Here is a 13481-nt window from a genome sequence, read left to right as displayed (position 1 = left end):
GTTCCTCGTGTCCTGGGTGGAGATCGGTGCGGGGCGCCGCTGCCGGATGGGGCCGGGCAGGTGATCCGAAGCCGCGGGAGACGGTCCGCCCGGCGGCCGGGACGGCGCCGCCGACGCTGCGGGGGGTGTCCCCGCCGACACGTCGACGTCGTCGGGGCGGGCAGTGTGTGCGCGGACGCCGGCCGGGCGCTGTAGCCGCCGTCGACGTCCAGGGAAGCGCCGTTGAGGTAGGCGGCCGCGTCGCTCTGACGCGGGAGGTCCCCGCGTCGCCGCCGCAGGGTGGGAGGCCGATGGACCACCGGCTCCCCGCCCTGCGGCGACGTCGACTCAGGGACGGGCCGTCGCGGTGGCGGCCTGTTCGATCACCTTCGCGACCGTGGCGGGGGAGCTGGTCATGGCCAGGTGCCCGGCCTTCACGGTGGTGAGCTCCGCGCCGGCGCGGGAAGCCATGCGCTCCTGCAGCGCCAGCGGGATGGAGCCGTCCTCGGTCCCCGCGACGTACCACGAGGGCAGCGACGTCCATGCGGGCTCGTTCGCCGTCGCTTCGTTCACCGCACTGAACGTGATCGGGCGCTGCCGGGCGTAGAGGTCTTCCTGGTCCTTGCGCGGGAGTCCGTTCGCGAACGTGGCGTGGAAGGCGGCCTCCTTCAGGTACAGGTCCACGTCACCCTCCGGCGCTCCGGCGTAGGGCACCATGTCGAACAGGGCCGACGGGTCGACGGGGCCCGCACTGGAGAGCAGTGCCAGCAGGCTCTCGCCCTTGTCCGGTACGAAGGCGTCGACGTAGACGAGGGCGCGGACGTCGGGGTCACTGGTCGCGGCCTCGGTGATCACCGCGCCGCCGTAGGAGTGGCCGACGAGGACCACCGGGCCGCTCGTCCGGTTCGCCAGGAAGGAAGCCAGCTCTGCGCTGTCGCCGCTGAGCGACCGCAGCGGGTTGGCGAAGTCGAGCACCGGGTAGCCGCGCTCCTGCAGCCGCTGCTGGACGTCGCTGAAGGACCCTGCGTCCGTCCAGGCGCCGTGGACGATGACGACCGTCGGCTTGTCGCGGTCGTCGTGGCCGCCCCCGGCACTGGCGGGAGCAGCGAGCCCGAGGGCCGCGACGAGCGCGGTGACGACTCCAGCCGCCGAGGTGAGCCCACGACGACGGCTCCGGGTGACGGTGTGCCGAAGGTCCACCACCGTCGGGCGATGATGGCGGCGATCGAGGCGGGGACGTCGCCGTGAGGGCTCGGCTGCGTCGCGCATGGTGTCTGGGGACTGTCCTTCGACGGTGTGCTGCTCGGTGCCCGACATGTCGGTCTCCTCGTGGTGGCCGCTGCTCCGGAGCGGATCAGCAGGCGCGGTGTGCCGGATGGCACGGCCGACTGTGGGCGCTGGCTCTCGTCCGGCCCAGGGTGCGGTGCTCCTAGGGCAGCGCGCCCGGCCACGCGTCCTTCGGGGCGCCGATCATGGAGCCATGCCCTTCGCTGAGGAGCTCATCGGCCCGCAGGTCGCCACCACGCTGTTCCACTCGATCCAGGCCGCGGCCCCCGGCGGATCGCTGCGCGTGCTCCCGCACGCCGCCGGCGCGCTCGACGGCCTGCCCCTGCGGGAACGGGCCGACCTGCTGCGCGACGCGCTGCTCGCCGACGTCCCCGGCGACCACCGCGCCCTGGCGGACGTCGTCCGTGCGGCGGCGGATGCTGGTCCCGCGTTCGGCGGGTGGCTGATCTGGCCGGTCACCAGCGCGGTCGCCAGTCGTGCCGTGCAACGGGGGAGTGCCGCGGACTTCACGGACGCGATGGCGCTCCTCGCCGAGCTCACGGGCCGACTGACCTCGGAGTTCGCGGTCCGCACGCTCCTCCGCCACGACCTCGACCTGGCACTCGAGAGCGTCCGGAGGTGGACGGTCTCCCCGGACGAACACGTGCGGCGACTGGCCAGTGAGGGCACCCGCCCCTACCTGCCCTGGGCCACGCGTGTCCCGGAGCTCTTCGACCGCCCCGGCGTCACCGTGCCGATCCTCGACGTGCTGTACCGGGACGAGAGCGAGTACGTGCGCCGCTCCGTCGCCAACCACCTGAACGACCTCAGTCGGGACGAACCGGACCTGGTCGTCGACACGGCACACCGATGGCTCGACGCCCCCGCGCCCACGACGGCTGCCCTCGTGCGACGCGGTCTGCGGACGCTCGTCAAACGCGGTCACCCCGGTGCTCTCGGCCTCCTGGGCTTCGCGCCGGCTGCGGTGGACGTCGACGGCCCGCACGTCCTCGAAGCCCAGGTCCCGTGGGGTGGCAGCGTTCGTTTCCGCGCCGTGCTCCGGAACGTCGGTGCCGACGGCGCCCGGCTCGCCATCGACTACGTCGTCCACCACCGCAAGGCCGATGGGAGCTCGACGGCCAAGACCTTCAAGCTCACCAGCCGGGACCTGGCCGTGGGGGAGGAGTTGGAGATCGACCGGTGGCACTCCTTCCGGCAGATCACCACCCGCCGCTACCACCCGGGCGCTCATGCGATCGCACTGCAGGTGAACGGGGTGTTGACGGGGCCGGCGCCGTTCGAGCTGCTGCCGCCGACGGAGACAGATCCGGCCTGACCCCTCCTGCTCGGCAGGGCGGGTCGGTCATCCGGGTGAGGGGACCTCCGGAGCTCGGAGGGCCGGCGGCGACACCAGCCGGTGTGCGGTGCGATCGCGCCGCCGCCCGTGCCGATGAGCCCGTCATGACCGGCGCCTCGTCGGCAACGCCGGGGTGCAGATGACCAGTGCCAACCGGACCACCCCCGATGCCCAGGGGACGACGGTCGGTGATCCGAGGGGCGATGGGTCAGCCGCAGGTGTTGCCCTGGGGGAGGCCGGCCAGCCGGTCGCCCGTCCACTGCTCGAGGTCGGCGTTCAGGGGAGAGTCGGGCTCGAGCACGCCCATGTGCGACCTGTCGGCGTACCTCGTGTACCGCAGGGGATGCCCGGCAGCGCAGAGCCGGGACACGTAGTCGTCCTGGAGACGGGGGCTGATGACCTCGTCCACGCCTCCTTGGGCCAGGAACAGGGGTGCGGTCCAGGGCCCCAGCGCCACGTTCTCGCGCAGTCGACGGCCGATCGCGCCGGTCGTCGGGTCCGACCGGAGGATGGGGGTGTCCGCGGAGACCGCGACGCCGGTCAGGACGGTGACGAGGCTCCCCGGCTCGCTGGTGCAGCGCGCGGCTGCCTCCCGGACGAGCGTCCGCGCCGCCGGGGTGACGTCGTCCAGGGAGATGTCCGGGTACCACCGGCTGTACGCGGCGACCACGAAGGAGATGCCCAGGCTCGCGCCGAGGGCGCCGGGGTGTGCGGTGACGACCTGCGCGAGCGACAGCGGGTCGCTTGCCGCCGACAGCGCGGCGGTCCCCACGACGGCGACGTCCGGCGCGTACGTCGGGGCGAGCTGGCCGGCCCACAGGGCGGCGTGGCCTCCCTGGGAGTGCCCCCAGATGACCGTCTGCGGCGACAGGTCCAGGTCGGGGACCTGATGCGCGGCGCGGACGGCGTCCAGGACCGAGCGCCCCTCACCCTGCCCGATCAGGTACGGGAAGTCCCCTTCGGTGCCCTGGCCGGTGTAGTCGGTGGCGACCATCCCCCACCCGTTGCGGGCCAGCGCGTCCATGGCCGGCATGCCCTCGGTGGAGATGGCGTCGCGGCCCAGGCTGGGCGCGCACGCTCGCGCGACACCGACCGTGCCGTGTGCCCAGGCGATCAGGGGGACAGGCCGACCCGTGGGCTCGGCAGGCACCGCGACCACGCCGCTCGCCAGCGCGGGGACGCCGTCGTCGGCGGTCGTCGTGTAGAGGATGCGGTGGGCAACGAGGCCGGGCGGTAGGTCCCCGCTGTACGGCTCGACGCGCAGCAACTGCCCGGGCTCGTCGGGGACGGCGTCCGGGGCGTCGTAGAAGCCGTCCAGCACCGGGACGCCCTGCCGGAACTGGTGGCTCACCGCCAGCGTCGTGCTCGCCACCAGCAGGACGACGCCTGCGGCCGTCCACCTCAGGGCGGCGCCGCGGGACGGCCGCCGGGCACCCGAGGGGGTTCGACGGGCGAGCCCGACCCCCCGCCAGAGCAGGGAGAGACCGAAGGCGGCGGTGCGCACGCCGAACAGGAAGGCGACGACCAGCAGGGTGGCATCGAGCCACCAGCGTGCGGCGAGGCCGAACGCGATCTCCGACAGGCCGAACACACCGGAGAGCGCCCGGTCCGCGGTCGGGCCGCGGCGCAGGTCGAGCAGTCGCACGGCGCCACTGGCGATGAGGAGGACGGCAACCGAGGGCCCGAGCAGCTCGAGGCTCCTGCCGAGCCAGACCAGCACGGCGACGCCGGTGAGGACCCAGCCGGCGCCGCTGACGAGCGGTCGCCATCCGGCAGCGTGACGACGCGTCACGAGGTCGCCCAGTCCGGAGACGACGCAGCTCAGGCCGATGTAGACGCCCAGGACGGTCAACGAGCTGAGCGGACGCACGGCCAGGAGCACGCCGAGCGCGGTGGTCACCACGCCGACGACGAGGAGCACCCACCACGGCGCCCGGGACAGCAGTCCGGGCAGTGCCCGGATCCGGCGGCTCAGGCGGCGGTACGGGCTCCCGACCGGCATGACCGCACCCTAGGGGACCGCTCACCTGCACATCGGACGGTTCCCCGGGTCTGCTGTCTGCGCCTGCCCCCCGGGTGCTTGGATCGACGCGTGGGCGCCCAGACGGAGTTCGCCGGCCGGGGTCTGGCTGCTCTCCTCGGGGTCCTCGTCGTGGGCGCAGCACTGGTCTGGTCGCTGCGGAGGGACCCGCGGTCCCTCCGCAACGGTGTCCTGGTGGTGCTCCTCGTCCACTACCTGGTGGCCTCGGTCGCCGTCGTGGTCTCCCGGTCACGAGGGCTGGAGATCGCCGCCGGCGTCGTCCTCCTCGCGGCCGCAGCACTGGTCGGGCTCGGTCTCGCCCTCCTGCCGCTGCTCCTGGTCCTCGACGGTGTCCTCGTGCTGCGCCGGGAGCGCAGATCGCTGGCCAATGCCCTCTCCCTGCTGGCCGGGCTGTCGATGATCGGTCTCCCGATCGTCCTGGTCGCACTGCTCCGGCACGAGAACCCCGTGACCGGCACTCTGGCGGTGGGCCTGCTGACCGCACAGGCGTGCGCCGGTCTGCTCTTCCTGGTCTTCGCGACGCACACCGCGCTCTACGCACGGATCGCCCGGCGTGCCGAGGCCCGGGCAGTGATCGTGCTCGGGTCCGGTCTGGTGGCGGGAGAGGTCTCCCCGTTGCTCGCCGCGCGCCTGCGGCGTGCCGTCACCGCCGTCGAGCAGCTGAGGGGGCGGACGGGGGAGCTGCCGATCGTCCCCAGCGGCGGCCAGGGGCCCGGCGAGCCGCGCGCCGAAGGGGCGGCCATGGCGGAGTGGCTGCGCCGGCACGACGTCGCCGACGAGGACGTGATCGTCGAGGACCGCTCACGCACCACGCAGGAGAACCTCCGGTTCAGCGCGCGGCTGCTGGAGCAACGAGGGGTCCCCGAGCCCTACCTGATCGTCACCAGCAACTACCACGCTCCCCGAGCGGCGCTGCTCGCGCGGCGGTCGGGCATCGACGCCCAGGCGGTCGGTTGCCCGACCGCGCTCTACTACTGGCCGAGCGCGTACCTCCGCGAGTTCGTGGCGGTGATGGTCGGCCAGCGCTTCCTGGTGACGCTCTCCGGACTCGCGGTGGTGGGGATGGCCGGCCTGGCCTGGCTGTCCCTGACTGCGGCATGACCACCGGCCTGGTGCGCGCATCGAGGCGGTCGCGATGGACGTCGGGCGTCGACGTCCGGCCACGGGCAGTGCACGGCATGACGGTCGGACACCCACGGTCGACGAGGGAGCCGATGTGATCACGGTGCTCGACGCCTTCCGCGGGCAGCTGGGCCTGGGTGCGGTCCTCGCTCTGCTGGTGCTGGCGGTGCTGGCCGTCCCGGTGCTGGTCGTGCAGTACCGGCGTTTCGGGGTGGTCGACCGGGGGCGCGCGGCGGGCGTCTACCTCTTCGGTGCCTACGCCGTGTTCGTGGTCGCGCTGACGCTGCTCCCGCTGCCGTCACCCGATGACGTGGTCTGCGTCGGGAGGAACCTGGAGCCACTCGCCTTCGTCGGGGCAGTTCGCGGTGACCTGGCCGAGGGGTACTCCCTGTCGTCCAGCCCCGCCCTGTTCCAGCTGCTCTACAACGTCGCGATGTTCGTCCCCGGGGGTGTGCTGCTCCGGCGCTCCTTCGGGTGGTCGCTCCCCCGGGTCCTCGTGGTCGCACTGGCGTCCTCGGTGGCGATCGAGGTGGTCCAGGGCACCGGCGTCCTCGGGCTCTACGACTGCGCCTACCGCGTCCTCGACGTCGACGACGTCCTGACCAACGTCTGCGGAGCCCTGATCGGCGCTCTGCTCGCGCCGGTGGTCGTGGTCGTGCCGCACCCGGGCCACGGGGCGGCACGCCCGGGCAGGTCCGGTCCGTTGCGCCGAGCGACCGCTGCTGCGGTCGACCTCCTGCTCGTCGGCCTCCTCGACGGCAGCTCGGTGATCGGGACGGGTGTCTCCCTGCTCTTCGTCTTCGTCGCCGTCCCGCTCCTGACCGGAGGAGCCACCCCCGGGCAGCGCCTGGTACGGGCCGCAGTGGTGCAGCGGGACGGCCGCCCCGCTGCACGTCGTGCACTGGTGGTGCGGGGCGTCCTGATCGCGGGCCCGTGGTTCGTCGTCGCTGCGTTCTCGCGCTGGACCGGCGACCGGGCTGCGGAGCTGCCCGGGCTCGTCGTCGTGGCACCGCTGGTCCTGTGGGCCGGCCTGGTCGCCGCGGTCATCGGCACCGTCGCCCTCCGACGGGACGACCGAGCCCCTCAGGACCTGCTGACCGGTACCGACCTGCGCGTCAGCGGGCGGGGCCGTGACGGTGCGGTCGAGGCTGCGGAGGAACCGGCGTGAGTCGGCGTGCCGGTGGGCTGTCCGCCGGGCGCCGCGTCCGGCTGCTGCGGTAGCTCGCCGGCTGCGACAGCCAGTCCTCCCACGCCGGCGGCTGCGGGGGACCGTGGGTGGACCCGGCTCCCGTGCGTGACGTCAGTTGCCGGCTGCCCCGCTGGCGACGTCCGGGAACTGGTCATTGACGGTGTTGGCTAATAGCACTAGCTTTGAGCTAACAGCATGAGCCAGTGCGACGGAGGACGAGATGACCGAGTACCTGACCATCGACGGTGGGACCATCGCCTACGAGCTGAGCGGCACGGCAGGTCCCCTCGTGGTCCTCGCGCACGGCATGGGCGACAGCCGCGCGGCCTACCGCTTCCTCGCCCCCGCCCTGGTGGAGGCCGGGTACCGGGTCGCGGCGGTGGACCTGCGCGGCCACGGCGACACCAGCGTGGGCTGGACCGGCTACACCCGCACCGACCTCGCCGGTGACCTCATCGCCCTGGTGCGGCACCTGGGCGGGCCCGCGGTCCTGGTCGGCCACTCGATCGCCGGCGGTGCGGTCACCATCGCCGCAGCGCAGGCCCCCGAGCTGGTGACGGCGGTGGTCGAGCTCGCCCCGTTCACCCGCAAGCAGCAGATCAAGCTCGGTGACTTCCGGGTGGGCACCTACCGGCGCGGCGCCACCCACCTGATGGCCACCACCGTCCTGGGCAGCAGTCGGCAGTGGGCCAAGTACCTCGATGCCGCCTACCCCGGTACCAAGCCCGCGGACTGGGACAGCCGCATGCAGCAGATCACCGCCATGCTCGCGGAGCCGGGCCGGATGAAGGCACTGCAGGCCATGCTCAGGATCGCTCCCACCGACGCCGGTGAGCAGCTCCCCAACGTGACCTGCCCGGTGCTGGTCGTGCAGGGCAGCGCGGACCCGGACTGGGCGTCGCCGGAGGCCGAGGGCGAGGCGATCGTCGCCGACCTGCCCACCGGCCTGGGCCGCCTGGTGATGATCGAGGGCGCCGGGCACTACCCGCACGCCCAGCACCCCCAGCAGGTCCTCGCCGTGGTCCTGCCCTTCCTCGCCGACCACACCCAGGACGGTCACGGTGCCTAGGGCGGGCCTGGATGCCGGGGTGGTCGTCGCGGCCGCGGCCGAGCTGGCCGACGAGATCGGCTTCCCCGAGCTGACGATGGCACGGCTGGCCGAACGGCTCGGCGTCCGCACCCCGTCGCTGTACAAGCACGTGGCCAGCCAGGAGGACCTGCACCGGCGGATCGCCGTCCTCGCCCTCGACGAGGTCGCCGACGCGATCGGCGCGGCCACGCAGGGCCGGGCCGGCCGGGACGCACTCGGGGCGGCCGCCCGGGCGATGCGGGACTTCGTGGTCACCCACCCCGGCCGGTACGCAGCCACCATCGGGCTCACCGCCACCGGACCCGACGACCCGGTGACGATCGCGGCGGTCCGCGGGCTGGGCCCCTTCTCTGCGGTGCTCCGCGGCTACGACGTCCCTCCGCAGCAGACGACCCACGCCCTGCGTGCGCTGCGCAGCGTCTTCCACGGCTTCGCCACCCTGCAGGCGACCGGCGGGTTCCAGTGGGCAACCGACGTCGACGAGAGCTTCGAGTGGCTCGTCGACCTCATCGACCGCGGCCTGCGCGCCACCCCCACCGACGGTCGTGTCGTCGGAGGCGAGGGCCTGGACCCAGATCGGCGTCACGACCCCGATGATGGCGCGATCACCGTCGTCGGCGGACGGGACGTCAGCCCCACCGGCCGCCTGAGCGAGGAGTCGCAGCCGTGACGAGCCCCGACCAGCTGGAGCGCAACAAGGACACCGTGCGGTCCTTCTACGACCTCATGTTCAACCAGTGCCGCCCGGCCGACGCGCTGGAGCGCTACGCGGGGGACAGCTACACCCAGCACAACCCGCACGTCGGGGACGGCAAGGCCGCCTTCGTCGACTACTTCGAGCGGATGGCCCGCGAGCACCCCGGCAAGCACGTGCGGTTCGTCCGCGTGATCGCCGAGCGCGACCTCGTCGTCCTGCACTGCCACCAGACCTGGCCCGGCGACCACGACTACGCCGGCATCGACGTCTTCCGGCTCGACGCCGACGGCAAGGTCGTCGAGCACTGGGACGTCCTGCAGGTCGTCCCCGACCACTCCGCCAACGACAACGGGATGTTCTGACGACCTCGTGGACGTGCCCGCCGGAAGGGCTCACAGCCAGTCGTGCTCACGCGCGTAACGAGCCGCTTCGTGCCTGGTGTGGGTCTGGGTCTTCTGCATCGCGCTGGACAGGTAGTTGCGCACCGTGCCGTGCGCCAGGTGCAGCCGATCGGCGATCTCGGCGACGGAGTAGCCCTCGCGCGTCACCCCGAGCACCTCCAGCTCCCGGTCGGTCAGCGGGCAGTCGTCGACGATCGCCGCGGCCGAGACGTCCTGGTCGATCCACCTCCGGCCGTCGTGCAGGGCTGCGATGACCGAGGCGATGTGCGCGGGTTCGGCTGCCTTGCTCGCGAAGCCCTGGACCCCGAGCTTCAAGGCGCTGCGCAGCACGCCGGGCCGGGCGTGCCGGGTGAGCATGAGGACGACCTGCGCGGGCAGCACCCGGCGGATGTCGGCCACGGCCTCCAGCCCGTCGATCCCGGGCATCTCCAGGTCGATCACCAGCACGTCGGGCCGGTGGGTGAGCGTGGCCGCCACCGCCGATGCGCCGTCGGCTGCTTCCGCCAGCACGGTGATGTCCCCCTCCAGGGGCAGGAGCGACGCGAGCGCGCTCCGCAGCAGCATCTCGTCATCGGCGAGCACGACGGTGGTCATGGACTCGCTTCGCCGGCCGTCGCCGCCCGGTCGCCCTCGGGCGCCGGCGCGAGGAAGGCTGCCGCGGTCCGGAACCACCCGTCCGCCCGCTGGACGGTGAGCTCGCCACCCTCGTCCGTCATCCGGCGGGCGAGGTCGGCGAGCCCGCGGAGTTCCGGCAGACCCTTCTCGTCGACCCCGTCGTTCACGACGGTGAGGCCGTCCGCGGACAGCGCGATCCGGACGAGCGTGGCTCGCGAGTGGCGGAGGATGTTGGTCGTCGTCTCCCGCAGCACCTGGGCGAGGAGCTCGTCGGCGCGGGAGTCCCCGGCGTGGCAGTCGACGCGGACGTGGATGCCCGCGGCCTCCAGCAGGTTCTTCGCGTTCTCGAGCTCCGCGGCGATGTTGAGCTTCCGCCGCCCGTAGGCGAGCTCCCTGGTCTGCTCGATCGTGTCGCCGACCAGGGCGTACACCTCGCGCAGTTCCTGCTCCACGCGCGCGGTGTCGGTGTGCAGCAGCTTCCGGGCCAGCGCGATCTTCAGCTTCACCACGTGCAGCGTGTGGCCCTGGATGTCGTGCAGGTCGCCGGCGAAGCGCATCCGCTCGCGGACGACCGCCAGCTCCGCGTCGCGTTCCCGCGCTTCCTCGAGCTCGGCCACGACGTCGTAGAACTGCTTGTTGGGGAACATCAGGCCGGTGAGGACCGCCGTGAAACCGGTCGGGACGATGACCTCGGCGATGAGGTCGCCGACGCCGGGTTCGGCGGTGGCGACCAGTCCGAGCCCGCCGACCGCCGCCACGTAGGCAGTCAGCGCCAGGGCAGCCACGGCGCGGTGGCGGGGGAGCTGCGACACCACGAGGGCGCCCACGAGGGCCAGCGCGTAGTACGCCCCCTGAGTGCTGGTGTCGATCACCAGCACCCCGTAGGGCCAGACCGCGGCGGCGACGGCCAGGCAGGGGACCGCCACCCGGGCCAGGTCGCCCGCCGTCCACCGCTCGAACGCGACGACCGCAGCTCCGAGGCCGAGCCCGAGGACGCACGCCTGCTGCCACGTCTGGGCCTGCCGGGCCACCAGGAGCACCCCCACTGCCGACAGCACGGGCAGGAACACGGCGAGGTTGAGCGCCCGGAACCGACGTCGCGACGACCGGGCCGCTCCGGGCGACCGCGGCGCTGCCGACGGGCGCGGCAGCGCCCGGCGCGAGCGGAGAGCTTCCATCAGCGGCTTCCTGTACGAGGGGGCAGGGGTGGAGCTCATCCTGAGGCCCTGCGCGCCCGGCCGGTAGTGACGCCGTGTCACGGGGACAGCCCCAGCAGGGTCATGCCGGGGAGGTGACGCCGCGGCACTGGGCAGTCCCGTCGGCGGCCTGTCCGATGGACGCATGTCCGCCAACCCCGTCATCGACGTCGACGAGCTGAACGTCCGCTACGGCGACTTCCACGCAGTCAAGGACCTGTCGTTCCAGGTCGAGCCCGGGGAGCTGTACGCACTCCTCGGCACGAACGGAGCAGGCAAGACCTCCGCCCTGGAGGTGGTCGAAGGGCACCGGACGGCGTCGTCGGGAACGGTGCGCGTCTTCGGCCACAGCCCGACCGACCGGCGTGCGGTACGGCCGCGGACGGGGATCATGCTCCAGGAGAGCGGCTTCTCGGGCGACCTCACCGTCTCCGAGTCGGTGCGGCTCATCGGCCGGCTCACCGGGCGCTCGGACGTCGTCGACGACGTGCTGGAGGTCGTCGACCTCACGCGCAAGGCCGACACGTTGGTGTCCCAGCTGTCCGGGGGCGAGAAGCGACGACTCGACTTCGCCACCGCCGTCTACGGACGACCCGAGCTGATCTTCCTGGACGAGCCCACCACGGGGCTGGACATCCAGTCCCGGGACAGGCTCTGGGAGGCCGTGCAGCAGCTGCGTGAGAACGGGTCCACGGTCGTGCTGACCACGCACTACCTGGAAGAGGCGCAGCAGCGGGCCGACCGCATCGGGCTGATGCGTGACGGCACCCTGCGCCAGCAGGGCACGGTGTCGGAGCTGACCCGGGCCCTGCCGGCGTCCATCCAGTTCTCGTTGCCCCCCGACGCCGCGACGCCGCCGATGCACTCGGCACCGGTCTCCGGGAGCACCTACGTGATCGAGACCTTCCACGTCCAGGCCGACCTCAAGCAGTTGCTCGACTGGGCGGACGCCCAGGCCGTCGAGCTGCTCGGGCTCTCCGCGAACCCCACCCGGTTGGACGACGTCTTCCGTGCCGTCGGCTCCGAGCCCACCTCCTGACCCATCCCCCTCCACGAGGAACCCCATGCTCCCCATCGCGCGCAGCGAGCTCATCCAGGTCTTCCGCAACCGCTCGGTGCTCATCACCAACCTGCTGTTCCCGGCGGCGGCCGCGGCCTTCTTCATCTACTCCCGCGACACGTTCCAGGGGGACGGCGGTCTCGGCTACATCGGCGCGGTGCTGGTGTTCACCGTCGGCGCCTTCAGCCTCTACGCCACGATCGTGACCACGCTGGCCGCCCGCCGGCAGACCCTCTTCCTCAAGCGGCTGCGGTCCACCGCGGTCGGCGACCCGGCCATCCTGATCGGCTCGGTCCTCCCGGTCGTGGTCATCTCGGTGCTCCAGGCCGCGGTCATCCTCGGGGTGTTCGCCGTGGTCAGCGGGCGCCCGGCCGATGTCGCGCTCCTGGTGACGGCGGTCCTCGCGGCGTTCCTCATGCTGCTCGCCCTGGGGGTGGCCACTGCCGGCGTGACCGGGTCGCCGGAGCAGGCGCAGGTCACCACCCTCCCCATCAGCCTCGGCACCATCGCCGTGGCGAGCTGGATCGGCATCGCCGGGACGGAGAGCATGCCCTGGCTGAAGCGTCTGCTGCCCGGCGGCTCGGCCACCGAGCTGGTCATCGATGCCTGGAACGGCGGCGTCCCCGTGGCCGACTCGCTGCTCCTGCTGCTCCCGACCGTCGGCTGGGTCGTCGTCTCGGTCGCGCTCGCCGCGCGGTTCTTCCGCTGGGAGCCGCGCCGGTGACCGGGTCGAGCGGTGGCGACCTGCTCATCGTCGACGACCTGATGCTGCTGCTGATGGACGACGACGGCGCCTCCGTGCAGGGAGCCGGGACGTTGTACTACACGCTCGGCGGGGCGGTGCTCACCGAGCTCGCGCTGCTCGGCCGGGTGCAGACCGACGACACCGGCATCGTGAACGGCCCGCGGGTCACCCCCGCGGGTACCGGGCCGCTCCCGGACCCGCTGCTGCAGTCCGCCTACGACACGGTGGCCGCGAGGCCCCAGCGGGTGCAGCCGCTGCTGCTCGCGCTCGGCGCCGACTTGTGGCAGGTGGTCCGCGACCGGCTGGTCGACCGCGGGCTGCTGCGCCGGGAGGAACGCCGCTGGCTCGGCGTGTTCCGCAGCACGAGGTGGCCGGCCGACGACGAGCGGCACGAGGCGCAGCTGCGGGTGCGCATCCGCCGGGTGCTGGAGGACGGCGACGAGCCCGACGCCCGGACCGCAGCCCTCATCGGGCTGCTGTCCGCCAGCGGCTCGCTGCCCTCACTGCGGCCACCGCTGCCCTGGACGACGCGGACGGCGACCCGGGCCCAGGAGCTGCAGCGTGGCGAGTGGGGCCCCGCGGCGGTCGGGACGGCGGTGGCGCGGACGGCTGCCGGGATCGCCGCGTCCAGCGCCGCCGTCGCCATCAGCGTGTCGGGTACGAGCACGTGAGCGTCCGATGACCGGCCCCGAGCCGGCGTCGGTCACCGCGGCTCGGCAGCTC

13 protein-coding genes are annotated in these 13481 nt (G+C 73.0%); 9 read left to right on the top strand and 4 right to left on the bottom strand.

Annotated features, from left to right (window positions below; translation table 11 throughout):
- Positions 1-327: 327 nt before the first annotated feature.
- Positions 328-1296 carry an alpha/beta fold hydrolase gene (locus HL054_RS09765; RefSeq protein ID WP_369138758.1) on the bottom strand — a complete coding sequence of 323 codons (969 nt, stop codon included), beginning with the start codon at positions 1294-1296 and terminating at the stop codon, positions 328-330.
- A 163-nt stretch (positions 1297-1459) separates the two neighbouring features.
- On the opposite strand from HL054_RS09765, the gene HL054_RS09760 reads away from it, so the two are divergent.
- A complete protein-coding gene (locus tag HL054_RS09760) occupies positions 1460-2581 on the top strand; it encodes a DNA alkylation repair protein (protein WP_369138757.1) in 1122 nt (373 codons plus the stop codon).
- A gap of 229 nt (positions 2582-2810) precedes the next feature.
- On the opposite strand, the gene HL054_RS09755 is transcribed toward HL054_RS09760, so the two are convergent.
- Positions 2811-4604 carry a lipase family protein gene (locus HL054_RS09755; RefSeq protein WP_369138756.1) on the bottom strand — a complete coding sequence of 598 codons (1794 nt, stop codon included), beginning with the start codon at positions 4602-4604 and terminating at the stop codon, positions 2811-2813.
- Positions 4605-4694: 90 nt separating this feature from the next.
- On the opposite strand from HL054_RS09755, the gene HL054_RS09750 reads away from it, so the two are divergent.
- The 5 genes from HL054_RS09750 (at position 4695) to HL054_RS09730 (ending at position 9103) form a co-directional block, all read left to right on the top strand.
- Positions 4695-5744 carry a YdcF family protein gene (locus HL054_RS09750; protein ID WP_369138755.1) on the top strand — a complete coding sequence of 350 codons (1050 nt, stop codon included), beginning with the start codon at positions 4695-4697 and terminating at the stop codon, positions 5742-5744.
- Between the two features lie 115 nt (positions 5745-5859).
- Complete coding sequence (locus HL054_RS09745; RefSeq protein WP_369138754.1) at positions 5860-6933, top strand: VanZ family protein; 1074 nt, start codon at positions 5860-5862, stop codon at positions 6931-6933.
- 241 nt (positions 6934-7174) lie between these two features.
- Positions 7175-8023, top strand: a complete 849-nt coding sequence (locus HL054_RS09740) for an alpha/beta fold hydrolase (protein ID WP_369138752.1) — start codon at positions 7175-7177, stop codon at positions 8021-8023.
- Entirely contained in the window at positions 8016-8714 is a 699-nt protein-coding gene (locus HL054_RS09735) for a TetR-like C-terminal domain-containing protein (protein ID WP_369138751.1), read from the top strand. The genes HL054_RS09740 and HL054_RS09735 overlap by 8 nt, the downstream gene beginning before the upstream one ends.
- A complete protein-coding gene (locus HL054_RS09730; protein WP_369138750.1) occupies positions 8711-9103 on the top strand; it encodes a nuclear transport factor 2 family protein in 393 nt (130 codons plus the stop codon). Before HL054_RS09735 ends, HL054_RS09730 begins: the two co-directional genes overlap by 4 nt.
- 30 nt (positions 9104-9133) lie before the next feature.
- On the opposite strand, the gene HL054_RS09725 is transcribed toward HL054_RS09730, so the two are convergent.
- Positions 9134-9736, bottom strand: coding sequence for a response regulator transcription factor (locus HL054_RS09725; protein WP_369138749.1), 603 nt, complete (start codon positions 9734-9736; stop codon positions 9134-9136).
- Positions 9733-10935 carry a sensor histidine kinase gene (locus HL054_RS09720; protein WP_369138748.1) on the bottom strand — a complete coding sequence of 401 codons (1203 nt, stop codon included), beginning with the start codon at positions 10933-10935 and terminating at the stop codon, positions 9733-9735. The genes HL054_RS09725 and HL054_RS09720 overlap by 4 nt, the downstream gene beginning before the upstream one ends.
- A gap of 163 nt (positions 10936-11098) precedes the next feature.
- On the opposite strand from HL054_RS09720, the gene HL054_RS09715 reads away from it, so the two are divergent.
- From HL054_RS09715 to HL054_RS09705, 3 genes are read left to right on the top strand one after another with little or no spacing between them, the layout of a single operon-like run.
- Complete coding sequence (locus tag HL054_RS09715) at positions 11099-11992, top strand: ABC transporter ATP-binding protein (protein WP_369138747.1); 894 nt, start codon at positions 11099-11101, stop codon at positions 11990-11992.
- A 25-nt stretch (positions 11993-12017) separates the two neighbouring features.
- Positions 12018-12737, top strand: a complete 720-nt coding sequence (locus HL054_RS09710) for an ABC transporter permease (protein WP_369138746.1) — start codon at positions 12018-12020, stop codon at positions 12735-12737.
- Positions 12734-13429: a GOLPH3/VPS74 family protein gene (locus HL054_RS09705; RefSeq protein WP_369138745.1), complete on the top strand. Its 696-nt coding sequence runs from the start codon at positions 12734-12736 to the stop codon at positions 13427-13429. The genes HL054_RS09710 and HL054_RS09705 overlap by 4 nt, the downstream gene beginning before the upstream one ends.
- Positions 13430-13481 lie beyond the last annotated feature (52 nt).

It is taken from the genome of Modestobacter versicolor, from assembly GCF_041028285.1.
Classification (GTDB): domain Bacteria; phylum Actinomycetota; class Actinomycetes; order Mycobacteriales; family Geodermatophilaceae; genus Modestobacter; species Modestobacter versicolor_A.
This window is presented reverse-complemented; position numbering and strand designations above follow the sequence as displayed.